Raw genomic sequence first — 22,873 nt, forward strand, 5'->3', positions numbered from 1 at the left:
GATGTAGATGATCAGGATCGAGAAGATCGACGCCTCGAACTGCTTCGAGGTGTGCGAGCTGACAACCAACAAGGACGGGGTGGGCACCCTGTTCGAGCAGTATCTCTGCTGCAATGCCATCTCGCTGGTGGAGGCGGCCTACTTCCCGGGTTTTGAGCCCAGAGCGATTTATCGCGGGGAGGATCTGGTGGGCTTTGTCATGTACAAGGGGTGTGATGCACCGTGCGACATGGTCGAGATCTTCCGCTTTATGCTGGATGCCCGCTTTATGGGGCAGGGGCTGGGGCGGCAGGTCTTTGGCGAGCTGCTGGCCCACTTTGGCCGCGAGGGGTATCGGGAGGTGCTGCTGATGATTGACGAGGATAACCGGATTGCCAAAGAGCTTTACGCCTCGTTCGGTTTTCGCTTTACCGGCAAGATCGAGAAGGATGAACACTACTACAGCCTCAGTATCGAGGGGCTGCATTAACAGGTGTGGGTGAACCGGGGAGGGGAACAAGCCTGCCAGCCGCGGGCTGACAGGCGATAGCAAGGTCGGGGATGGGCCCGTCAGCCCGCCGGATAGAGGGCGCCGAGCACCGCCGGACGGCTGGCGCCGGTGACGGCGGGCAGGTTGCCGGGTTTGCGCTTGATAAAGCGCTCCGCCAGCCAGGCAAAGGCCGCCCCCTCCATCCAGTCGGGAGCAATCCCCAGCTCGGCGGTGTTGGCGATGCGCCAGCCGGGCAGCAGGCTGGCCAGCTCCGCCAGCAGCGGGGTGTTGTAGGCGCCGCCGCCGCAGACAAAGAGCTCGGTCTTGGGCTGGCTGGCCCCGAACGCCTCGGGAGTCGCGGGCAGCTGGCGGGCGATGCTGTGGCAGGTGAGCGCCTGCAGGGTGCGCTGCACATCCGCCGGAGCATAGGGGCGGCCAGCCAGCTCGCCATCGAGCCACGCCAGGGTGAACATCTCCCGCCCGGTGCTCTTGGGGTGGGGGGCGGCGAAGTAGGGGTGGGCCAAGAGCTGCTCCAGCAACTCGGGGATGAGTTGGCCGCTGGCTGCCCACTGGCCGCCGGCATCGTAACCGGCCCCCTTGGGGTGATGGCGGCGATACCAGCCGTCGAGCAGGGTGTTGGCCGGGCCGGTATCGAAGCCATAGACCCCGTTGGCGTGACCCGGCAGCACCGAGATATTGGCGATGCCGCCGAGGTTCAATACTACCCGCAGGGCGCCGGGGCGGGCAAAGAAGGCTTGATGGAAGGCGGGCACCAGCGGCGCACCCTGACCGCCGAGGGCCATGTCCATGGTGCGAAAGTCGGCGATGACATCGATGCCGGTCAGCGCCGCCAGCAGGGCCGCGTTGCCGATCTGCAGGGTAAAGCCAAGCTGGGGGCGGTGGCGGATGGTCTGGCCGTGACTGCCGATGGCGCGAATATCGGCGGGCGTGAGGCCCGTCTTGGCCAGCAGGGCGTGGGTGGCGGCGGCAAACTCGCGTGCCACCAGATTGTCGGCCACCCCCATGCGATCGATCTCGTTGTCACTCGGGGTGCAGAGCTCATGGAGCTCGTGGGCGGTGGGCCAGGGGTGGCTGATGGCCGCCTCGACCCGCAGTTGATCCCCGTCGATCACCACCAGTACGGCGTCGATGCCGTCCATGCTGGTGCCTGACATCAATCCGATATAGCGTTCAGCCATTGGCTCTCCTCACTCGCTGGTCGGGATAGTCCGCTTCCCGACACCGATGCAGCATGGCGCAGAGCCATGCGCAGGCAAAATAAAAAGGGCTGACGGGGCCGCTACCCCGCCAGCCCTGAAGGCTTTAGTTGCCGCGACTCTCCCGCTTGTTCTGGGCCAGCTGCAGCTCGGGGCTGTCGAGCTTGGCCAGTTGCGGTGTCGCCAGTTTTCTGAAGTTGGCCAGCTCGCGTCCGCTCAGGGACTCCGCCTGCGGCAGGTTGAGGGTGCGCGGGTTCTTGTGTACGCCGCCCACCACAAATTCATAGTGCAGGTGCGGCCCGGTGACGCGACCGGTGCCCCCCAACAGGCCGATGGTCTGCCCCTGCTTGACCCGCTGCCCCTTGTTGACGGTGCGCTTGGAGAGGTGCAGGTACTTGGTCACATAGTTGCCGGCATGTTTGATAAAGACGTAGTTGCCGTTGAACTGGTTGTAGCCCGCCGCCACCACGTTGCCGGAGCCTGCCGCCATGATGGGGGTGCCCACCGGCGCCACATAGTCGATGCCGTTATGGGGGCGGATCTTGCCGGTCACCGGATGGAGGCGGCGCGGGTTGAAGTTGGAGCTGATGTATTTGAAGTTGACCGGCGCGCGCAGGAAGCTCTTGCGCATCGCTTTGCCTTCCGGGGTGTAGTAGTTGCCATCTTCATTGAGCACGGCGCGGTAGGCGGTGCCCTGGTTGACGAACTCGGCGGCCAGAATATCGCCGGAGGCAACCCGCTCGTCATCGCGGAACTTGTCCTCGTAGACCACCCGGAAGCTGTCCCCCGGCTGCAAGTCCTGAGCAAAGTCGATGTCCCAGCCAAAGATAGCTGCCAAGTCCATGATCTGATCTTCGGTCATGCCCGCCTCGACGGCGGAGCTCCAGAAGCTGGAGCGGATCTCCCCCTTGGTCACCTGTTCACGGGTGTCGAGGGCGATCTTGACGCTGCGGGCGACGAAGGTGTCATCCTTGCGGCTCACCTTGAGCGCCTGTTCGAGGCTGTGGGGGTAGTAGAGGCTGTGCAGCTGGCCATCTTCGGTCAGCTTGAAGGTGAGCTCCTGCCCCGGCTGCAGCATGCGCAGCGGGTTGCTGTCATCGAGCTGGTCGATCAGGTGCAGATCCGTGGTGCTGAGGCCAAGACGCTGGAAGATCACCCCCATGTTGTCGCCGCGACGCACCTTCACATGTTTGGTGACATAGCTCGGCTTGGGCGGGGTGGCCGGTTGCACGGCATCTGCGGTGATGTCGTCCTGGGGCAGATTGTCGTCGCTGTTCTCTTCCTGTTGCTGGCGCAGGGCAATCTCGTTGCCGTTTTCATCGACCCGGGTGGCGACCGCCTGTTCGCTGGGCCAGGCCGCCAGCATCATGATCATGATGCTCAAAATCAGCACCATCTTGCGGTGCCAGTGAGGGAGAGAGTTGAAGGCGTGCCAAATAACCATGAGATGCAGATGAAGTCGGGCAGAATGGACGGATTTTACAGCCTTTCCAATTGGCCCGCCATTCCAGTAATATGTTTGGCCCTGTGGAATCGTGATGGAGAGTCAAAAAATGTCCCAGCTCGAGGTGGCGCTAGCCGAGATCAAGCGCGGAGCGGAAGAAATTCTGGTTGAAGAGGAACTGGTTGCCAAGTTGAAGGAAGGGCGCCCGCTGCGCATCAAGCTGGGCATGGACCCGACGGCCCCCGACATTCACCTGGGTCACACAGTGATCCTCAACAAGCTGAAAACCTTCCAGGATCTGGGCCATGAAGTGATCCTGCTGATCGGTGACTTCACTGCCATGGTGGGTGACCCCTCCGGCAAGAATGCCACCCGTCCGCCGCTCTCCGAAGAGGCGATCAAGCACAACGCCCTCACCTATGCCGAGCAGGCGTTCAAGATCCTCGACCCGGCCAAGACCCGCATCGAGTACAACTCCAGCTGGCTGAGCGAGCTGGGTGCGACCGGCATGATCAAGCTGGCGGCCAAGCAGACCGTGGCCCGCATGATGGAGCGCGACGACTTCAAGAAGCGCTACAGCAACGGCCAGTCCATCGCGATTCACGAATTCCTCTATCCGCTGCTGCAAGGCTATGACTCGGTCGCGCTGAAGGCGGACGTTGAGCTGGGCGGTACCGACCAGAAGTTCAACCTGCTGATGGGCCGCGAGCTGCAAAAAGATGCCGGCATGGCGACCCAGTGCGTGCTGATGATGCCGCTGCTGGTGGGTCTGGACGGCGTCAAGAAGATGTCCAAGTCCGCAGGCAACTACATCGGCGTCCACGACGCTCCGGGCGAGATGTTCGGCAAGATCATGTCCATCACCGACGATCTGATGTGGAACTACTACGAGCTGCTCTCCTTCCGTCCGCTGGCTGAAATTGAAGAGTTCAAGGCGGGCATCGCTGCCGGCACTCTCAACCCGCGCGACGTGAAGATCTGGCTGGCCAAAGAGATCATCGCCCGTTATCACGACGAAGCGGCGGCCGAAGCGGCCCACGAAGATTTCACCCAGCGCTTCTCCAAGAACGCCATTCCGGACGAAATGCCGGAAGTCGAGCTGGCTCTGGAAGGCGAAGGTCTGGCCATTGCCAACCTGCTGAAAGATGCCGATCTGGTGGCCACCACCTCCGAAGCGCTGCGGATGATCAAGCAGGGCGCGGTCAAGGTTGATGGCGAGAAGCTGGAAGATGGCAAGGCACTCATCGGTGCCGGTACCGCCGTCTATCAGGTCGGCAAGCGCAAGTTTGCCCGCGTGACCGTCAAGTAAACCGCGACCGTCAAGCAAGACATCAAGATTGCCGTAAAAGGCCTCCTTCGGGAGGCCTTTTTTGTATCTGGGCGATAAAGCGACGCAACACGGCGCTGCCGGGGTGGGGGCGGGTGGCGAGGCTGATGGCGGTCATCAGGCCGCTGCCGGCGATGGGGTGATAGCTCACCCCGACCGGGCGCAGCGCCGCCACCGAGCTTGGCACCAGGGTCACGCCAAAGCCCGCCTGCACCATGCCGACGGTGGAGATCACCTGCGGGCAGACGGGGCCGAGCTGCGGCTCGAATCCCGCCTCCCGGCAGAGGGCCATGATGCCGTCGTGAAGGCCCGGGCCAATCTCGCGGGGGAACAGGATAAAGCTCTCATCGCGCAGGCTGGCGAGGGCGATGGGGCCGAGCTTGGCCTTGGGGTGGCTGGTGGGCAGGGCGATCAGCAGCGGCTCCTGCTCGATGAGGTGGTGATCCAGCCCCTGACTGCCGCTGCAGGGGAGGCGCAGGATGGCGGCATCGAGCCGGTCGTGGCGCAGCGCCTCCACCAGTGCCGGCATGGCGCCCTCCTGCGGGGTGAGCGCCACCTCGGGGTAGCGTTCCCGATAGTCGTGCAACAGGGTCAGCACCGCTGGGTGGAGCACGGTAGAGCCGGCAAAGCCGATACGCAGCGCCCCCTGCTCGCCGCGGGCGATCCGCTTCACCTTCTGTTTGGCGGCATCGGCCAGCGTCAGGATCTGGGTAGCATCCCGATAGAGGCTCGCGCCCGCCTCGGTCAGCTCGACGCCGCGGGTGAGACGGCGCAGCAGCGGGGTGCCGAGGCTCTCCTCCAGCTTGCGGATCTGCTGGCTCAGGGGCGGCTGGGCCATGTTGAGCGCCTCGGCTGCCCGGGTGAAGTTCTGTTTGTCGACGACCGCCATGAAGTAGCGCAGGGTTCGCAGTTCCATATCGAAAGAGTCTCAAAGTCGCGGGATCGGTGTATTGGCGTTGAAATGTGATCCGGGTCACCATTGAATCCGAACGCTAACAGGATTCAGGCCGGAGGTGAAACCCGAATGGAACGTATTGCAACATCTGACAGTGCCGGATGCGCGTGTGCCCTCGAAGTGAGCCAGCAGTTTTCCCGCTGGCGCAGGCAGCACGATGGCGGCGAGATCTACCAAAGCTCGCTGATGAGCGCCCTGCTGGCGGGGGTCTACGAAGGGGAGACCACCATGAGCGAGCTGCTGCGCCACGGCGACTTTGGTCTCGGTACCTTCAACCACCTCGATGGCGAGCTGATCGCCTTCGAGCGCCAGATCCACCAGTTGCGGGCCGATGGCTCGGCCCGACCGGCCCGCGCCGATCAGAAGACCCCTTTTGCGGTGATGACCCACTTTCGCCCCTGTCTGGAGCGCCGTTTCGACCATCCCCTCAGCCGCGACGAAATTCACCAGTGGGTCGACCGGCTGGTGGGCTCCGACAACGTCTTCGTCGCCATGCGCCTCGACGGCCAGTTCGAATCGGCCAAGGTGCGCACCGTGCCGCGTCAGGAGCCGCCCTATCGCCCCATGCTGGAGGCCATCGAGCAGCAGCCGCTGTTCCGCTTTGCCGCGGTGGCGGGGACGTTGGTGGGCTTTCGCTGCCCGCCGTTTGTGCAGGGGATCAATGTGGCGGGCTTTCACGAGCACATGATCACTGCCGATCGCAGCGGCGGCGGCCATCTGCTCGACTACACCATGGCCCACGGCACCCTGCGTCTCTCGGTGGTGCGTCATCTCAATCTGGCCCTGCCATCGGATCCCGCTTTCCGGCAGGCCGACCTCAACCCCGCCGATCTCGATCGCGCCATTCAGGCCGCGGAAGGCTGATATAGAAGGAGCAATATCATGGAAAACAGACAGTGGAAGTGCGGCGCCGAGCTGGTGGTGCGCCATCTGGAGGCGCAGGGGGTCAAGCAGGTGTTCGGTATTCCCGGCGCCAAGATTGACCGGGTGTTCGATGCGCTGGAGGACTCCCCCATCGAGACCATAGTGGTGCGCCACGAGGCCAACGCCGCCTTTATGGCTGCCGCGGTGGGGCGCCTGACCGGCAAGGCCGGGGTTGCGCTGGTCACCTCCGGCCCCGGTTGCTCCAACCTTATTACCGGGCTGGCGACCGCCACCTCGGAGGGGGACCCCATGGTGGCACTGGGCGGTGCGGTGCGCCGCGCCGACTGCCTCAAGCTCACCCACCAGAGCATGGATACGGTCAACCTCTGCCGTCCGGTGACCAAGTTCAGCGCTCAGGTCAACAGCGGGGCCGCTCTCTCCGAGGTGATGGCCAACGCCTTTCGTGCCGCCGAGTTTGGCCGCCCGGGTGCTGCCTTTGTCAGCCTGCCGATGGACATCATCAACAAGCCGGTGCAGGGGGAGGTGCTGGTGCCGCGCGAGATGCCCGAACCCGGCGCCGCCGACGAGGCGAGCATGACCCAGGCGCTCGAGCTCATTCGCGAGGCGGACAATCCGGTGGTGCTGCTCGGCCTGATGGCGAGCCGGCCGGAGAACGCCGAGGCGGTGCGCGCTTTCCTCGACAAGGCGCGGCTGCCGGTGACCGGTACCTATCAGGCGGCCGGGGTGGTCGACAGCTGCCACTTCGATGATTTCGCCGGGCGGGTGGGGCTGTTCAACAACCAGCCGGGGGATCAGCTGCTGGCAGGGGCCGATCTGGTGATCGCCATCGGTTACAGCCCCATCGAATACGACCCCGTGCTGTGGAATGGCGACCGGGTGCGCCGCATCCTCCATATCGATGTGCTGCCCGCCGATATCGACAGTTGCTACTGCCCGGCAGCGGAGCTGCTGGGGTCGATCCGCGCCAACCTGCTGCAACTGACCCGCCGCATGGGTTCGCCCAAGTTGCGTATCCCCGAGGTAGATCGCCTGCTGCAAGGGGTGCGCCAGCAGCGGCTGCGGCTGGCGATGCGGGCCGACGATCTGCACGGCACGCCGGTGCACCCGCTGCGGATCGTGCGTGAGCTGCAGGATCTGGTGCGCGATGACATGACCCTCTGCGTCGATATGGGCAGCTTCCATATCTGGATCGCTCGCTACCTCTACAGCTTCCGCGCCCGTCAGGTGCTGATCTCCAACGGTCAGCAGACCATGGGGGTCGCCCTGCCGTGGGCCATCGGCGCCGCGCTGGTGCGGCCGGGGGAGAAGGTGATCTCGGTATCGGGGGATGGCAGCTTTATGCAGTCGAGCATGGAGCTGGAGACGGCGGTACGGCTCAAGAGCAATATCGTCCACATCATCTGGGTCGATAACGGCTACAACATGGTAGCGATCCAGGAGCAGCAGAAGTATTGCCGCACCTCCGGCGTGTCGTTCGGTGCCATCGACTTCAAGCGCTACGCCGAGTCGTTCGGGGCGGCCGGTTTTGCGGTGCGCTCGGCCGACGAGCTGCGCGCCACCCTGCGTGCCGCGCTGGCGGTGGAGGGGCCGGCCGTGGTGGCCATTCCGGTGGATTACAGCGATAACCCCGGGTTGATGGCCCAGCTCAGGCCGGAAGTGATGGCTTGAGTGTGCTCGGGCGCTGAGAGATGAAAAAACCGGCATCAGGGATGCCGGTTTTTTTATGCCGATTGCAGGCAGGGTTCAGGCAGAGTTTAGCGAGCCAGCTGAATGGCCCCGTCGGCCCTGACCGGCTTGGCGCGGCGCTTGGTTGTGGGGGCGCAGGCGCGCTTGAGGCGCAGCCATTCCCGCCACAGCAGCCAGCAGAGCGGCAGGGTGAGCAGCAGCACGGTGGCCGGCTGGGCCATCAGCACCCCATCACGGCCCCACAGCAGCGGCAGCAGGAAGATGAGCGGCAGCAGCAGCAAGGTCTTGGCAATCGAGATGACCAGCGCCTGACGGGTACGGGCCATGGATTGCAGCAGCACGATGCCGAACATGATGATCCCCTCCAGCGGAATGGCGCCCAGATTGAGCAGCAGACTGCTGACGGCGGCGGCCAGCAGCTCGGGGTCGTCATCGCCGGTATAGAGCATGGCCACCTGCTGGGGCAGCAGCTGGATGGTGATCCAGACCAGCATGCCGTAGATGAAGGTGAACTTGAGCCCCATCTCCATCAGATACTTGAGGTCTCGATTGCGCTTGGCCCCGGCCGCCTTGCTGATGAGTGGCTGAATGCCGAAGGCCAGCCCCTGCAGGATGACGATAAAGACCGCCTCGGTGTAACCGGCCACGGTAAAGCCGGCGAGATCCTTCACATTGCCATACACCATCAGCTGGCTGTTGTGCAGCATCAGCAGCAGGCCGAGGTTGAACTGGGCAATCAGGCTCGGCAGACCGGTAAAGAGCAGGTTCGGCACCGTAGGCAGGCTCGGCACCATGTCGCGCCAACCGAGGCGCAGTCGGGCCCAGGGGGTAAAGAAGTAGCCAAGGCCGATCAGGCTCACCGCCCCTTCCGCCATCAGGGTCGCCTGGGCGGTACCGATCAGTCCCAGCCCCAGTCTGGCCACCATCACGTAGTTGAGCAGGATGTTGAGCACGGCGCCGCTGCTCACCAGCACCATGGCAAGTTTCGGGCGACCGTCGTTGCGCAGCAGATAGGGCACTGCCAGGTTGCTCGCCAGCAGCAGGGTACCGCCGCCAATCCAGAGCAGATAGTCACTCGCCTGCTTCCAGGTCTCGGTGCCCTGCTCGATGCCGAGAGCCAGCAAGATATCGGTGTGGAGGTAATAGAGCAGGATGGGGGCGGTAATGCCGAGCACCAGCAGCAGCCAGAGGGCGTTGACCAGCGTCTTGCGCGCCAGCGCGAAGTTGCGGGCACCCTGCTGGTAGGAGATGCCGGTGGCGGCGCCCATGCTGATCATGGCGGCCAGACCGAGCAGCACCATGATGACCGGGTAGACCAGATTGATGCCGGCAAGACCGGCCGCCCCCACATAGTGGCCGACGAAGATGCCATCGACCAGGTAGTAGGCACCGGACACCAGCATGGCAAGGATCGAAGGGAGGGCATAGGCCCAGAAGCGACGGGTCATGGCCCGTTGCCGTAATGTGAAGTAGGCAGACATATCTGTTCTCTCGATGTGCTCGGTTATCGAACAGTTAGTCTAGATTAATACTTTTTTGGTGATAATCCGGTTTCTACTTGATGAATTGCTGAGTGTTACTCAGCAATCCGCTGTTTTGATAGTGCGCCTTGAGCATGTCGATCAGGATGCGTAGTCCGCTGCCAAGCTGATGGCGGCTCGGATAGAAGAGATAGAAGCCGGCAAAGGTGGGGCTCCAGGGCTCCAGTACCGTGATGAGTTTCCCCTCTGCAACCTTCTGGCTCACCTCCTCCTCAAGGCAGTAGGCCAGTCCCAACCCCGCTTCGGCAGCGCCCAGATAGAGGGCCGGCGTGCTGGTGGTGAGCGGCCCGGTTACCTCGATCTCCAGCAGGTTGCCATCGGCAGCAAAGGCCCAGCGGTAGTGGTGGTGTGGGGTGAGGCGATAGCCGATGCAGGCGTGGCGGCTCAGCTCGCTCGGGTGCTCCGGCGTGCCGTTTTGCGCCAGATAGGCGGGAGAGCCCACCACCAGATAGCGCTGGGGCGGCCCGAGCGGAATGGCGATCATCTCCTTGGGCAGCAGATCCCCGTAAAAGAGGGCGGCATCGAAGCCATCCTCGATCATGCGCGGCATCAGCTCCTGCTCCACCACCTCTACCTGCATCCGCGGATAACGGGCCAGATAGTCGATGAGCACCGGTGCCAGCAGGCTGTCGATGGCGTTGCGCGGGGCGCAGAGCTTGAGCCTGCCCACCGGTTCATCGCTGTTGCGGGCCAGCTCGGCGAGCGCCTCTTCCAGGGTATTGAGGGTGGGGAGCAGCTGCTTTAGCAGCCGTTGGCCCGCTTCGGTCGGCACCACGGCCCGGGTACTGCGGTTGAGCAGCCGCACCCCCAGTCGCTCCTCCATCCCCTTCAGACTGTGGCTGATGGCGGAGGCGGAGACGCCGAGTTCGAGGGCGGCCTTGCTGAAACTGCGGTGGCGGGCGACGGCGGCAAACACCGCCAGTTCGGCGAGATCGGTACGGGTTATGGTCATCTTGAGTCAACAAAAAGGCGTGAATCACAAGGGTACGCCAAGGGGATGCTGCATACAATCCACCCGAAAATGGCTGTTTGTTTTAAAAGTGTAAATTATCAAAATTCATTGAATCCAGTGAAACTAATTTTAAATGTTAAAAAAAACTCACAACAAGGCGCCTTGAGTGTGATCTTAGTCGTCCGAAAGGCGACTCGAATCAAACTTTGGTTGATTAATTCAAAAAAACGCTGTGATTAATAAGGTCATTTAATTAAAGTCACCCCATCGAGAGAGACGCATGTTGTCGAGTTGTTAAGGCGAGCAGGTGTCCCCCCTCAGAGTCAAAAACTCATGCCGTTGTTTGTTGCATTCTTGTTGTTACATGGAGTGATGACCAGATTGCCGGGGCGTGAGAGCTACAAGGAAGAAGAGCAGGCGTTCCAGGGAGATGGAACCGGGCCAAGGCCCGAATGAACAAGAAACCCATTTTTCCTAGATGACAGGAACAACTTATGTCTGACATGAATATTGCAGCTGATGGTCGTGTAGCCAGCAACGCCGCTCGTGGCATCAACAAGGCCGATGTGGTCTGGATGCTGGGCCTGTACGGTACCGCAATCGGTGCCGGTGTGCTCTTCCTGCCGATCAACGCCGGTGTAGGTGGCCTGTGGCCGCTGGTTGCCATGCTGATCCTGGCCCTGCCGCTGACCTTCTTCGCCCACCGTGGCCTGACCCGCTTCGTGCTGTCCGGTTCTACCCGTGATGGCGACATCACCGAAGTAGTAGAAGAGCACTTCGGCAAGACCGCAGGCAAGTTCATCACCCTGCTCTACTTCTTTGCCATCTACCCGATCCTGCTGATGTATTCAGTAGCCATCACCAACACCGTCGAGAGCCTGATGGTTCACCAGCTGGGCATGACTGCACCTCCCCGTGCCATCCTGTCTCTGGCGCTGATCCTCGGTCTGATGGCGATCGTTCGCCTCGGCGGCCAGGTTATCGTCAAAGCGATGAGCGTGCTGGTATTCCCGTTCGTACTCACCCTGATGGGCCTGGCGCTCTACCTGATCCCGCACTGGAACGGTGCCATCATCACTGAAGCTCCGGCGCTGGGTGATGCCTTCAACGGCGACTTCATCAAGACCCTGTGGCTGGCTATCCCGGTAATGGTGTTCTCCTTCAACCACTCCCCGATCATCTCCTCCTTCGCGGTGGACAACAAAGGTCGTTACGGTGAGAACGCCGAGAAGAAGTGCAGCAACATCCTGCTGGGCGCCCACGTCATGATGGTGATGACCGTTATGTTCTTCGTATTCAGCTGCGTACTGAGCCTCTCCCCGGCTGACCTGGCTGCTGCCAAAGAACAGAACATCTCCATCCTGTCCTATCTGGCCAACCACTTCGACAACCCGGTTATCGCCACTGTGGCTCCGCTGATCGCCATGGTTGCCATCAGCAAATCCTTCCTGGGTCACTACCTGGGTGCGCAAGAGGGCATGAACGGCCTGATGGCCAAGTCCCTGCGTGAGAAGGGCAAGAACGTTGACGTCAAGCAGCTGAACAAAGTGACCGCAGTGTTCATGATCCTGACCACCTGGGCCATCGCTACCATCAACCCGAGCATCCTCGGCATGATCGAAGATCTGGGCGGCCCCATCATCGCGATGCTGCTGTTCCTGATGCCGATGTACGCAATCGCCAAGGTTCCTGCCATGCGCAAATACGCTGGCAACATCAGCAACGGCTTCGTGACCATCATCGGCCTGATCGCCATGTCCGGTATCATCTACAAGCTGATTGCCTGATAACTCCGGTCAATCTGTTGAATGAAAAAGCCGCCTCGCAAGAGGCGGCTTTTTTTATGGCTGTTTGCGGCGAAGAGCGTTACTTCATCAGCTTCTTCACCTCGTCGCTGGCCAGCGCCTTGTTGAATTTGTCCCGCGCCTCCTTGCCCTTGGCGGAGTTGGTAAAGCAGACGTGGAGCGACTTGTCCTCGAGGATCTTGCTGTTGAAAGCGAGGTTGGCGGCGACCCCCTTGAGGTGGGGATCGCTCTCCAGCAGATAGGTCATCACGTTCTGGTCGATGACCGCCAGATCGAGCCGGCCGTTGCCGAGCTTGAGCAGGTTCTGGCTATCCGAGGTGGTGGCATCGGCCGAGAGCGCCTTGCTGGCCACCTTCTGGTCAAACTCGGTGGTGTTGACGTAACCGGTGACGACCCCGATCTTCTTGCCCTTCAGGTCGTCCAGACTCTGCCAGCTCACCGGCTGATCGGCCCGCTGGGCAAAGCCGAGAGGGCCGTGGCCGATGGGATCGGAGAAGAGGCAGCTGCTCTTGGGATCGAGATACTCGGGGAAGTAGCCGAGCACCTCGGGGTTGTTGGTCGCCTCGTCCACCGCCCGCTGCCAGGGGTAGAACTTGATGGTCAGCGGATCGCCTGCCAGGGCAAAGGCCGCAGTCACCACCTGACTGGTCTTGCCCTGTTCAGGCAGGCTGGCACTGGTGTAGGGGGGCCATTCAAGGCTGGTCAACTGCGCCGCCTGAGCGGCCGACATGCCGAGCAGGGGGAGGGTGGCCAGGGCGAGGTGCTTCCATTTCAGACTCATGAGATAACTCCTTGTGGTCAAACACCTCTTAAAGATAGCCCTGTGGTGCCGATTGCGGATGCCGACCATGACTGACCGCCATCCATGTCACCTATTTGTTGTCGATGTTCTCCGCCTGCCAGAGGGCGTAGCCCTTGCCGGACGGCGTAGTGGGCAGGTCAATCTGCATCAGGTCATTGCCGATGACGAAGGGGCCCGTGTAGCGGGCACGCAGATCCTGCGCCAGATCTTTGACCGTGATCTTGCCGTTGAGCCCGATGTGGCTGAACACGGTCAGGGCCGGTCTGGCTTCGTTGAGAACGCGGGCGGCCTGCTCGGGGGAGGCGAGGTGCCCGGCGATCGCCTTGTAGCCCGGGTTGGCCTTCATCTGCTCGGCAGAGGTCATGGAGACGCAGTGCACCAGCAGATCCGCCCCCTTGGCCTCTTTCACAACCTGCGGGCTGTAGCGGGTATCGCCGGAGAGCACCACGCTGTGGCCGTGGTAGTCGATGCGATAGCCAAACGACGGCTTGATGTTGACCCCGTGGTCGTTGTCAAAGGCGGTCACCTTGACCCCATCCCGGTCGTAGACCACCCCGGCAGTCACCTCGTGGCTGTTGATCTTTACCCCGTCCAGCGGCGTCCCCTCATCCTTGACCCGGGTAGCGATATCGGTGGCGTAGGCCTGCTGCAGGCCGTGAGCCAGGGCATCGGTGCCCTTGGGCCCGTAAAGCTCCATCGGCGCGTGGCGCTGGCCATAGGCCGGTTGCAGCCAGCCAGTCAGCCAGAGATCCGCCAGCCCGTTGGTGTGGTCCGAGTGGAAGTGGGTGAGGAAGAAGGCGTTGACCCGGCCGATGGGGATATGCAGTTGCCACAACCGGGTGGCGGAGTTGCGGCCAAAGTCGAACACCAGCTTCTGGTTGCCCGCCTCGACCAGGGTGCTGTAGCCGCCGCGACTGATCTGGGGCACCGGGGTGCCGGTGCCGAGCAGGCTGACCCGAAAGATATCGGGCCGGACTTGAGTTGCCGTGGCCGGGGCGTGATCGTGGTTGCTGATAAAGCTGCTCTCGGCCGCGTGGCTGACACCGGTGGCCAGCAGACCGACCAGCAGGGCGGCCAGATAGGTGCTTTTCATGGGGATATGTCCTGTTTGGTGGCGTTGCTGGCCACTATATTGGTAACCAAAAGTGCGATAAATTGGCTAAAAATCATTTCTTACTAAACTTTTGGTTGTGAATATGAGCCCTTCTCGTGGGCCAAATGGCCTCGAAACGGGCAAAAAGGAGGGGTTGTGGACCGACTGACCAGCATGCGTATCTTCACCCGGGTAGTGGATCTCGGCTCCTACAGCGCGGTGGCGAGCGAAGAGGGGATCAGCGCCCAGATGGTGGGCAAGCATGTGCTGGGGCTGGAGCAGTGGCTGGGGGGCAAGCTGTTTCACAAAACCACCCGCCAGCAGACCCTGACCGAACTGGGCCAGCTCTTTCTCGCTCGCTGCCAGCGGGTGCTGGAGGAGCTGGCACTGACCGAGTCGCTCACCCAGAATCTGCTGGCCGAGCCGGCCGGACGGTTGCGTATCGCCGCCCCCCTCAGTTTTGGCCACCACCGGCTGGTGCCGCTGTTGCCCGCTTTTCTCGACCGTTATCCCAAGCTGGAGGTGGATCTGCAGCTTACCCCGCGCTGGGTCGATCTGGTGGAGGAGGGGTTTGACGCCGCCATCCGTACCCTGCGCCCGCAGGATGAGGCGCTGATTGCCCGCCCATTGCTGACCCAGCACTACCGGCTCTGCGCGGCGCCCGACTACCTCAATCGTCACGGCGTGCCCCGTCATCCGGCCGATCTCGCCCGCCACCAGTGTCTGCATGGCAACTGGGGCGAGCACGAGCGCTGGCAATTTGTCGGGGGCGATGGCCAGAGCGAGGAGGTGCGGGTCGCCTCGCGCCTGCGCATCAACCACTGGCCGGCGCTGCTGACGGCGGCGCTGTCGGGGGCCGGCATCACCTTGCAGCCCGCCGAACAGGTGCGTGACCATATCGCTGCAGGACGTCTGCTGCCGCTGCTTGGCAACTATCAGAGCCCGGCCAAGACCCTCTACTTCATCTATCCGGCGGCGCGGCGGCAGGTGCTCAAGATCACCCTGCTGGGGGATTTTCTGGCCGAATCCCTGCAAGCTGAGCCCGAGCCTGAATAAAAGGCTGCATATTTTCGCCACCGCGCTTAACCATCGTACTTAACAAAGGGGCGGGGCAGGCCTAACATGGCGGGATGTTTTTTAGTCAGGACAAAAGGATATGTCTGGGTTGAAAAAGGATCTCGGGCTCTGGCAGGGGATGGGGCTGCTCGCCACCTCGCTGCTCGGCACCGGGATCTTCGTGGTACCGGCGACCGCCGCCTCGCTGGCGGGCGGGGCCTCGCTCTGGGCCTGGTTGCTGCTGATTGCGCTGGTGCTGCCCATCGCCTTTACCTTCGCCCGCCTCGGCCGCCGCTATCCCCATGCGGGCGGTGCGCCGCACCTGATTGGCCTCGCCTTTGGCAACGGCGCCGAGCGCTTCTCCGCCTTCCTGTTTCTGGCGGTGCTGCCAGTGGGGCTGCCCGCCGCCCTGATGATTGCCGCCGGTTTCTGGCACGCCCTGTTCGAGATGGGGGAGTGGGCACCTCTGGGCCATCCAGCTGCTGACCCTGCTCGGGGTCTTTCTGCTGGGGCTGCGCGGGGCACGTTCCTCCGGCAATCTGCAACTGCTGATCGCGCTGGCCATTCTGGGGCTCACCCTGCTTATCTGGTTCAAGGGGGAGGTGAGCTGGCGCGATGCAGCGCGACCGCTGCCGACGACGGACGAGTGGCCCGCCATGGCCACCGCGCTGGCGGTGATGTTCTGGTGTTTCGTCGGGCTGGAAGCTTTCGCCCATATGGGGGAGGAGTTCAAGCGGCCGGAGCGGGACTACCCCATCGCCCTGCTCGGCGGTGTGCTGCTGGCGGGGCTTATCTACTGGGTACACTCGCTGGTGGTGCTCAAGTACGGCCTCTACGGCGATGAGGCGAAAAACGCCACCGCCATTCCCTCCCTGCTGGCGCTGCTGTTTGGCCCCACCGCCAAGTGGCTGGTGGCGGTGCTCGGCTACCTCTCCTGTTTTGCCAGCATCAACATCTACATTCAGGGCTTTGCCCGGCTGATCTGGAGTATGGCGCGCGAAGGCAAGCTGCCTACCTCGCTGGCCGTGCTCACCGCCCGCGGCGCACCGCTGCGGGCGCTCGGTCTGGTGCTCGCCATCTGCCTGCTCTGCATCACCCTCATCATCTGGCTGCGACTGCCGCTCGATGAGCTGATCCGCTACGCCAACGGCAACTTCGTGCTGGTCTATCTGCTCTGCATGGCGGCGGGTTGGCGCCTGCTTGGCGGGGTGGGCAAGGGGCTGGCGGGGGTGAGCGTGCTGCTCTGCGCTCTGGTGCTGGTGGCGCTCGCCACTCAGGTGCTCTATGCGGTGGTGCTGAGTCTTGGCTACGGCGGCTTCTCGTTGTGGCGGCGCAGACGCCGGCTGCTGACCTCTGACGATATTTGCGCCATCAAGTAATCCCCGAAAAAAGCCCCGCAGTGCGGGGCTTTTTGATATGGGCATAACGGATGCTCATATGGGTCATAAGTCCGCGCGCTTTTTGCCAAAATCCCCCTGTTGGATCAACTCATCGGTGATTTGTCGGCAAAAAAAGTGGGATCCGGCTCTCGTTTTGCTTAAAGTGACTCTTTTCCGGCTCAGCCCGGAATGCCCGCAAGGATGCCCTTCAGACGTCAACAGGATGGCCTGGCCAGACTGGCTCACAGAGATGTTACTGCTTCGGTTCTCTTCTTCTCTGTCGCCCTTGCGTGACAGCGCTTCGTTCCGTTCAGTCAGCCCAGGTCCTGCGTCACTCTCATCGAGCATTGTCTCCATCTGCTGCGAGTGAATCATGAGCGAATCGGTTTTTGAGATCCATGACTGGACCCTGAGCGTTGACGACAACACGCTCTGCCGTCCCGACCGCGAGGTCTACCTCGAACCCCGGCTGGTCAACCTGTTGCGGTTTCTGGCCAGCAATGCCGGCACCGTGTTTGGTCGCGATGCCCTGATCAACGAGGTGTGGGACGGCGCCGAGGTGACCGATCAGGTCGTGACCCAGTCCATCTTCGAACTGCGCAAGATCCTCAAAGATGGTCGCACCGACGCGACCGACTATATCGTCACCGTGCCCAAGCGTGGCTACAAGCTGGTTGCGCCGGTACGGCCGCAGCAGGAGCTGGTTGCTGCCGAGGAGCATGCGGTCTCCTCGACCAATTCCCAGCTCAATCCGACCCTCTCCGACCTCAGTCCGCCCGCTGAGGATGAGCCGCTCGCCAATGTGGCCCCTTTTCCCGCCGGGCCCCTGACCCGCGCCATCTCCAACCATGCCAAGGATGCTCGCAGCCGCTGGAAGATGGTAAGTTTCGATATCTTCGTGGCCGTCATTCTGGTTGCCATCGTCAGCCTGCTCAGTTACCAGCACACGGCGCCGCAGGTGCACTCCATGCTGGATCCCAACCTGCTGGTGTTCCGTTTCCACTCCGGCATGGATGACAACAACGAGAACGTCCGCCTTGCCGACGGCATCACTCGCGCCCTGATGGCCGAGGTGGCGGCGGCGACGCCACTGCGGGTGCAGTATGGTGCCACCACTCTGATGGGAGGCATCATGCCCGGCAAGGAGCTGAGCGTGCGGGTCTCGCGCCAGCCGCGCGGCACCTACCTCGATCTGGAGTACCGCAATATCAACACCAACCGGGTGCTGTTCAGCCATCAGTACCAGCTGAGCCGCCACAACGTGCACGGCGTGCTGCAAGAGAGCAGTCAGGATCTGCTGCGCGCCCTCGACCAGCCGGATGCTGAGCCGGGCATGGGGTGGCCGACCGATGATGCCTCCCTGATGGCGATGATGGAGGCTCACTACTACACCAACAGCCGGGATCCGGTCGCCCTCAAGCGTGGTATCGAGCTGCTCGAAGAGGCGCTGGCGCTCCAGCCTGATCAGCCGCTGCTGCTGGCGGAGCGCTATCTGGCCGGTGAGGTGCTGGCTACCCTGGCTGGCAAGTCCGAGAGCGAGCGGCTGCAGGAGGTGGGAACCCATCTCGCCCGCGTGGTGCAAACTGGCGGTGCCCTGCCATCCCGGGTGTGGGAGGCGCTGGCGCTGCAGGCGGTGCTCAACAGCGAGCAGCAGCAGGCCAACTATCTGCTGGAGCAGGCGGCAAAACGCGGCCGCTCGGTGCTCTATTACATACTGCAGGGCAAGCTGGCTGAGCTGGATGGCCGCCCGGAAGAGGCGGGGGACGCCTACAGTCAGGCTTTTCTGATGGAGGCGACCGAGCAGACCTATCTGCTCTGCCAGCAGCTCGGTTTCTACAGCAACATGGAGACCCTCACCCCGGCGCTATTCGATGCACTGGGTCAGAGCAAGGTGAAGCTCTTCTAATTCCGCCCCCTTTGTTGCTGTCGGTCCCTTCTCTCAGGCCACCTTCGGGTGGCCTGAGCCGTTTCTGGCCGCCTTTTATCAGGCTTGAGGCTCCTGAAAAGAGGCTATCTGCAAGCCATATCGTGGTGCTCTACCCCAGGTGATCTTCCGGCGAACCGTGCCGGGCATACCGCTTGCTTTTGTCGTTTCTTCGCATCATCCATCTCCTGCATTCCCGCACCTCCAGCTATGTCCAGCCGGAGCGAACTTCTTCCGATTAGGTCATTTGGCGTGTGTGGCCATGGCGCCGCACGGGTTGCCAACAGCGAATTGAGCGAGCCGATGACCCCAGATAGGCAGCGCTGTTGTCATTCAGAGGGAGGGCAAATTCCATAGCAGATGGCACTGACGGCGATGGGATTGGCCGGGTCGATGAGATGAACAGGGCGGGCGAGAGCGGGGAGGTTCTGTGCGAACCCCTTTATCCCGGGTTTATTGCGGGAAAAATATCAAGACGGCGAGATAAAGGGGTTATCAAGGCGAAAAAACCGGGCTGCCGGATATCAAGGTTTTATCAAGAAAGCTTGGTGATGAGTTATTAACTTACTGTTTTTAAAGATTTTTTATAGGGTTGGCGAGGAGGGTGAAAAAAGTTGCCTCATATTTTTATCCGTTAGCTGCTCCTTATGTTTTTCGGGGACGAGAGGCCTAGTCTGTGCCCATTCGTTGGCCGGACGTTGTGCCAACTGTGTATGTGACGACCCGACCTTTTTAAAGACCCGGAGATCTTATGTCCCTAGATACGAGCAAGAAGATCGGCCTTATCGCCTGTACAGGTGTAGTGGCCGGCAACATGATGGGGAGCGGTATCGCACTGCTGCCTTCGGCACTGGCCAACATAGGTTCCATTTCTGTATTCAGCTGGGCTATCTGTCTGGTAGGCGCCATGGGCCTCGCCTTCGTTTTCGCCCGCCTCGCTACCAAGAACCCGCAAGAGGGTGGCCCCATTGCCTACGCCGGCGAGATCTCTCCGGTATTCGGTTTCCAGACCGGTGTGCTCTACTACCACGCCAACTGGATCGGTAACCTGGCCATCGCCATTACCGGCGTCTCCTACCTCTCGGTCTTCTTCCCCATTCTCAACAGCCCGATCCCGGCCGCTGCAGCCACCATCGCTGCCGTCTGGATCTTCACCTTCGTCAACCTGCTTGGCGGTAGCTGGGTGAGCCGACTCTGTACTCTGGGTCTGGTACTGATCCTGCTGCCGGTGGTGGGTACCGCTCTGGTGGGCTGGACTCACTTTGACAGCGCCGTCTACAGCCAGAACTGGAACACCACCAGTGGCAGCGACCTGCATGCGGTCATCAGCGCAGTGCTGATCTGCCTCTGGTCTTTCGTCGGTGTTGAATCTGCCGCCGTCTCTTCCGGCATGGTGAAGAATCCGAAGCGTACCGTACCGCTCGCCACCATGCTGGGTACCGGTATCGCGGGTGTTATCTACATCCTCTCTACCCAAGTGATCAGCGGCATGTTTCCGGCCGGTGAAGTGGCTGCCTCCGGCGCCCCGTTTGCCATGGCCTCTTCCGCCATCTTCGGTAGCTGGTCTGCACCGTTCGTCTCTGCCTTCACCGCCCTGGCCTGCTTCACCTCGCTCGGTTCCTGGATGATGCTGGTAGGCGAGGCGGGCAAGCGTGCCGCCAACGATGGCAACTTCCCGAAAATCTACGGTGAAGTGGACAAGAACGGCGTAGCCAAGAAGGGTCTGATCCTGGGCTCCCTGAAGATGACTGCCCTGATGATTGGCCTGACCGCTTTCACTTCCCAGTCCGCTCACGCTGCCGATCTCTTCAACGTGCTGACCACAGATGCGGTGCTGCTGACCATGCTGCCCTACTTCTACTCCAGCATTAACCTGATCCGTTTTGAAGGCATGACCTCCCGCAGCATCGGCGCCATGATCTTCTCCGGTGTGGCCTGCGTCTTCTGTCTGGTAGCCCTGATGGGTGCCAAGGGTTCCAACCTCACAGCTACCTTCGTGGTGTCGCTCATCATCCTGATGTTCTACGCCAAAAAACTGGGTCTGCGTCAGCACGATGCCCTGCTGAACGAACAACCCAGCAACTGATTTCCCCTTTTATCTTCCGAGCGCTCTTCACTCACCATCCCTGATGGAGAGCGCCCCTTTACGTGTGGAGCATTACGATGAATATCATTGCCATCCTCAACCACCTCGGCGTTTTCTTTAAAGAAGAACCCATTCGCCAGCTGCAAGCCTCCCTCGAGCGCAAGGGTTTCGAGGTTGTTTATCCGGTCGACGTCGCCGACCTGCTGAAACTGATCGAGAAGAACCCCCGCGTTTGCGGCGCCATCTTCGACTGGGACAAATACTCTCTGGGTCTGTGCAAGGAGATCCACGATCGCAACGAGAAGCTGCCGATCTTCGCCTTCGCCAACGACCAGTCCACCCTGGACATTCACCTGACCGACCTGCGTCTGAACGTCCACTTCTTCGAGTACCGTCTCGGCATGGCTGACGACATCGCCCTCAAGATGGGTCAGGCCACTCAGGAGTATCAGGACGCGATCCTGCCGCCGTTCACCAAGGCGTTGTTCAAATACGTGGAAGAGGGCAAATACACCTTCTGTACTCCGGGTCACATGGGCGGTACCGCCTTCCAGATGAGCCCGGCCGGCAGCATCTTCTATGACTTCTACGGCCCGAACGCGTTCAAGGCTGACGTCTCCATCTCCATGCCGGAGCTGGGCTCCCTGCTGGATCACTCAGGTCCGCACAAGGAAGCCGAAGAGTACATCGCCCGTACCTTCAACGCCGATCGCTCCTACATCGTTACCAACGGCACCTCCACTGCCAACAAGATCGTCGGCATGTACTCCGCGCCGGCCGGCAGCACAGTGCTGGTTGACCGTAACTGCCACAAGTCGCTCACTCACCTGATGATGATGAACGACGTGACGCCGATCTACTTCCGTCCGACCCGCAACGCCTACGGCATTCTGGGTGGTATCCCGCAGAGCGAATTCAGCCGCGACACCATCGCTGCCAAGGTTGCCGCGACACCGGGTGCCCAGGCTCCCCGTTACGCCGTCGTCACCAACTCCACCTATGATGGCCTGCTCTACAACACCGGCTTCATCAAGGAGAGTCTGGATACTCCTTACATCCACTTCGACAGTGCCTGGGTGCCTTACACCAACTTCAGCCCGATCTATGAAGGCAAGTGCGGCATGAGCGGCGAAGCGATGCCGGGCAAGGTGTTCTACGAAACCCAGTCCACCCACAAGCTGCTGGCGGCCTTCTCCCAGGCCTCGATGATCCACATCAAGGGTGACGTGGAGGAAGAGACCTTCAACGAAGCCTTCATGATGCACACCTCCACCTCGCCGCAGTACGGCATCGTGGCCTCTACCGAGATCTCTGCTGCCATGATGCGTGGCAACACCGGCAAGCGTCTGATCAAGGACTCCATCGATCGCGCCATCTCCTTCCGCAAAGAGATCAAGCGTCTGCGTGATCAGAGCGAAGGCTGGTTCTTCGACGTATGGCAGCCGGACAACATCGACACCGTCGAGTGCTGGAAGCTGGATCCGAAAGATGACTGGCACGGCTTCAAGGACATCGATGACAACCACATGTACCTGGATCCGATCAAGGTCACTCTGCTGACTCCGGGTATGGGTCGTGACGGCCAGCTGCTGGAGAAGGGCATCCCTGCCTCTCTGGTCTCCAAGTTCCTGGACGAGCGCGGCATCGTGGTCGAGAAGACCGGCCCCTACAACATGCTGTTCCTCTTCTCCATCGGTATCGATCAGTCCAAGGCGATGCAGCTGCTGCGCGCCCTGACCGAGTTCAAGCGTGGCTACGACCTGAACCTGACCATCAAGAGCATCCTGCCGAGCCTCTATCGTGAAGACCCGAGCTTCTACGAAGGGATGCGCATCCAGGAGCTGGCGCAGCGCATTCACGAGCTGACCAGCAAGTACCGTCTGCCAGAGCTGATGTTCAAGGCGTTCGACGTACTGCCGGAGATGAAGATGACTCCGCACGCTGCATGGCAGCAGGAGCTGGCCGGCAACGTGGTGGAAGTGCCGCTGCGTGACATGGTGAACCGCATCAGCGCCAACATGATCCTGCCGTACCCGCCGGGAGTACCGCTGGTTCTGCCGGGCGAGATGGTGACCAAGGATTCTCTGCCGGTGCTCGAGTTCCTCGAGATGCTGTGCGAGATCGGTGCTCACTACCCGGGCTTCGAGACCGACATCCACGGCCTCTATCGTCAGGCCGATGGCAGCTACACCGTCAAGGTGCTGCGTTAATCACAGTGACAACAACGGGCCGCAAGGCCCGTTTTTCCCTCC

At 61.7% G+C, this 22,873-nt stretch carries 16 protein-coding genes and 1 pseudogene; 10 read left to right on the forward strand and 7 right to left on the reverse strand.

The window, feature by feature from the left end; genetic code table 11:
• The first annotated feature begins 7 nt into the window (after positions 1-7).
• Positions 8-469, forward strand: a complete 462-nt coding sequence (locus WE862_RS09640) for a GNAT family N-acetyltransferase (RefSeq protein ID WP_042030290.1) — start codon at positions 8-10, stop codon at positions 467-469.
• Between the two features lie 80 nt (positions 470-549).
• Here WE862_RS09640 and WE862_RS09645 read toward each other — a convergent pair whose 3' ends face one another.
• Together WE862_RS09645 and WE862_RS09650 are read right to left on the reverse strand one after the other, a co-directional pair.
• On the reverse strand, positions 550-1,668 hold the full coding sequence (locus WE862_RS09645) for an anhydro-N-acetylmuramic acid kinase (protein ID WP_198493514.1): 1,119 nt from the start codon (positions 1,666-1,668) through the stop codon (positions 550-552).
• Between the two features lie 124 nt (positions 1,669-1,792).
• The gene (locus WE862_RS09650) at positions 1,793-3,130 is read right to left on the reverse strand and encodes a peptidoglycan DD-metalloendopeptidase family protein (RefSeq protein ID WP_042032862.1); all 1,338 of its coding nucleotides are present in this window, start codon (positions 3,128-3,130) and stop codon (positions 1,793-1,795) included.
• A 109-nt stretch (positions 3,131-3,239) separates the two neighbouring features.
• Here WE862_RS09650 and tyrS point away from each other — a divergent pair, with 109 nt between their 5' ends.
• Positions 3,240-4,439, forward strand: a complete 1,200-nt coding sequence (gene tyrS, locus WE862_RS09655; RefSeq protein ID WP_041208119.1) for a tyrosine--tRNA ligase — start codon at positions 3,240-3,242, stop codon at positions 4,437-4,439.
• Between the two features lie 22 nt (positions 4,440-4,461).
• Here tyrS and WE862_RS09660 read toward each other — a convergent pair whose 3' ends face one another.
• Positions 4,462-5,373: a LysR family transcriptional regulator gene (locus WE862_RS09660; protein WP_082035515.1), complete on the reverse strand. Its 912-nt coding sequence runs from the start codon at positions 5,371-5,373 to the stop codon at positions 4,462-4,464.
• 108 nt (positions 5,374-5,481) lie between these two features.
• On the opposite strand from WE862_RS09660, the gene budA reads away from it, so the two are divergent.
• A complete protein-coding gene (gene budA / locus WE862_RS09665; RefSeq protein ID WP_033115811.1) occupies positions 5,482-6,276 on the forward strand; it encodes an acetolactate decarboxylase in 795 nt (264 codons plus the stop codon).
• A gap of 18 nt (positions 6,277-6,294) precedes the next feature.
• Positions 6,295-7,965, forward strand: coding sequence for an acetolactate synthase AlsS (alsS, locus tag WE862_RS09670; RefSeq protein ID WP_042032863.1), 1,671 nt, complete (start codon positions 6,295-6,297; stop codon positions 7,963-7,965).
• An 86-nt stretch (positions 7,966-8,051) separates the two neighbouring features.
• Here the strand turns inward: alsS and WE862_RS09675 are convergent, their stop codons facing one another.
• Together WE862_RS09675 and WE862_RS09680 are read right to left on the reverse strand one after the other, a co-directional pair.
• A complete protein-coding gene (locus tag WE862_RS09675; RefSeq protein WP_042032865.1) occupies positions 8,052-9,464 on the reverse strand; it encodes an MATE family efflux transporter in 1,413 nt (470 codons plus the stop codon).
• A 73-nt stretch (positions 9,465-9,537) separates the two neighbouring features.
• Complete coding sequence (locus tag WE862_RS09680; RefSeq protein ID WP_042032866.1) at positions 9,538-10,476, reverse strand: LysR family transcriptional regulator; 939 nt, start codon at positions 10,474-10,476, stop codon at positions 9,538-9,540.
• A gap of 494 nt (positions 10,477-10,970) precedes the next feature.
• On the opposite strand from WE862_RS09680, the gene WE862_RS09685 reads away from it, so the two are divergent.
• Entirely contained in the window at positions 10,971-12,263 is a 1,293-nt protein-coding gene (locus WE862_RS09685; protein ID WP_033115807.1) for an HAAAP family serine/threonine permease, read from the forward strand.
• 79 nt (positions 12,264-12,342) lie between these two features.
• On the opposite strand, the gene WE862_RS09690 is transcribed toward WE862_RS09685, so the two are convergent.
• Both WE862_RS09690 and WE862_RS09695 read right to left on the reverse strand, forming a co-directional pair.
• The gene (locus WE862_RS09690; RefSeq protein ID WP_042032867.1) at positions 12,343-13,062 is read right to left on the reverse strand and encodes a substrate-binding periplasmic protein; all 720 of its coding nucleotides are present in this window, start codon (positions 13,060-13,062) and stop codon (positions 12,343-12,345) included.
• Between the two features lie 91 nt (positions 13,063-13,153).
• Positions 13,154-14,176, reverse strand: a complete 1,023-nt coding sequence (locus WE862_RS09695; RefSeq protein ID WP_042032868.1) for an MBL fold metallo-hydrolase — start codon at positions 14,174-14,176, stop codon at positions 13,154-13,156.
• Positions 14,177-14,332: 156 nt separating this feature from the next.
• Between WE862_RS09695 and WE862_RS09700 the strand changes: the two genes are divergently transcribed.
• From WE862_RS09700 to WE862_RS09720, 5 genes and pseudogenes are all read left to right on the forward strand, one after another.
• Positions 14,333-15,232: a LysR family transcriptional regulator gene (locus WE862_RS09700; RefSeq protein WP_005347867.1), complete on the forward strand. Its 900-nt coding sequence runs from the start codon at positions 14,333-14,335 to the stop codon at positions 15,230-15,232.
• 100 nt (positions 15,233-15,332) lie between these two features.
• Positions 15,333-16,611, forward strand: a pseudogene (gene yjeH, locus WE862_RS09705) (L-methionine/branched-chain amino acid transporter).
• Between the two features lie 373 nt (positions 16,612-16,984).
• A complete protein-coding gene (cadC, locus tag WE862_RS09710; RefSeq protein ID WP_042032872.1) occupies positions 16,985-18,517 on the forward strand; it encodes a lysine decarboxylation/transport transcriptional activator CadC in 1,533 nt (510 codons plus the stop codon).
• Between the two features lie 769 nt (positions 18,518-19,286).
• A complete protein-coding gene (cadB, locus tag WE862_RS09715; RefSeq protein ID WP_041208134.1) occupies positions 19,287-20,621 on the forward strand; it encodes a cadaverine/lysine antiporter in 1,335 nt (444 codons plus the stop codon).
• Positions 20,622-20,698: 77 nt separating this feature from the next.
• Positions 20,699-22,831, forward strand: coding sequence for a lysine decarboxylase CadA (locus WE862_RS09720; protein WP_339058737.1), 2,133 nt, complete (start codon positions 20,699-20,701; stop codon positions 22,829-22,831).
• Positions 22,832-22,873: the final 42 nt, after the last annotated feature.

The organism is Aeromonas jandaei, from assembly GCF_037890695.1.
GTDB classification, from domain to species: Bacteria; Pseudomonadota; Gammaproteobacteria; order Enterobacterales; family Aeromonadaceae; genus Aeromonas; species Aeromonas jandaei.

Bases quoted from the DNA above. Each gene is read 5' to 3' on its own strand.
- WE862_RS09640 (WP_042030290.1), top strand. From the start codon at position 8: ATGATCAGGATCGAGAAGATCGACGCCTCGAACTGCTTCGAGGTGTGC.
- alsS (WP_042032863.1), top strand. From the start codon at position 6,295: ATGGAAAACAGACAGTGGAAGTGCGGCGCCGAGCTGGTGGTGCGCCAT.
- WE862_RS09685 (WP_033115807.1), top strand. From the start codon at position 10,971: ATGTCTGACATGAATATTGCAGCTGATGGTCGTGTAGCCAGCAACGCC.
- WE862_RS09680 (WP_042032866.1), bottom strand. From the start codon at position 10,476: ATGACCATAACCCGTACCGATCTCGCCGAACTGGCGGTGTTTGCCGCC.
- WE862_RS09720 (WP_339058737.1), top strand. From the start codon at position 20,699: ATGAATATCATTGCCATCCTCAACCACCTCGGCGTTTTCTTTAAAGAA.
- tyrS (WP_041208119.1), top strand. From the start codon at position 3,240: ATGTCCCAGCTCGAGGTGGCGCTAGCCGAGATCAAGCGCGGAGCGGAA.
- WE862_RS09660 (WP_082035515.1), bottom strand. From the start codon at position 5,373: ATGGAACTGCGAACCCTGCGCTACTTCATGGCGGTCGTCGACAAACAG.
- WE862_RS09675 (WP_042032865.1), bottom strand. From the start codon at position 9,464: ATGTCTGCCTACTTCACATTACGGCAACGGGCCATGACCCGTCGCTTC.
- WE862_RS09690 (WP_042032867.1), bottom strand. From the start codon at position 13,062: ATGAGTCTGAAATGGAAGCACCTCGCCCTGGCCACCCTCCCCCTGCTC.
- WE862_RS09645 (WP_198493514.1), bottom strand. From the start codon at position 1,668: ATGGCTGAACGCTATATCGGATTGATGTCAGGCACCAGCATGGACGGC.
- WE862_RS09650 (WP_042032862.1), bottom strand. From the start codon at position 3,130: ATGGTTATTTGGCACGCCTTCAACTCTCTCCCTCACTGGCACCGCAAG.
- cadB (WP_041208134.1), top strand. From the start codon at position 19,287: ATGTCCCTAGATACGAGCAAGAAGATCGGCCTTATCGCCTGTACAGGT.
- budA (WP_033115811.1), top strand. From the start codon at position 5,482: ATGGAACGTATTGCAACATCTGACAGTGCCGGATGCGCGTGTGCCCTC.
- WE862_RS09695 (WP_042032868.1), bottom strand. From the start codon at position 14,176: ATGAAAAGCACCTATCTGGCCGCCCTGCTGGTCGGTCTGCTGGCCACC.
- cadC (WP_042032872.1), top strand. From the start codon at position 16,985: ATGAGCGAATCGGTTTTTGAGATCCATGACTGGACCCTGAGCGTTGAC.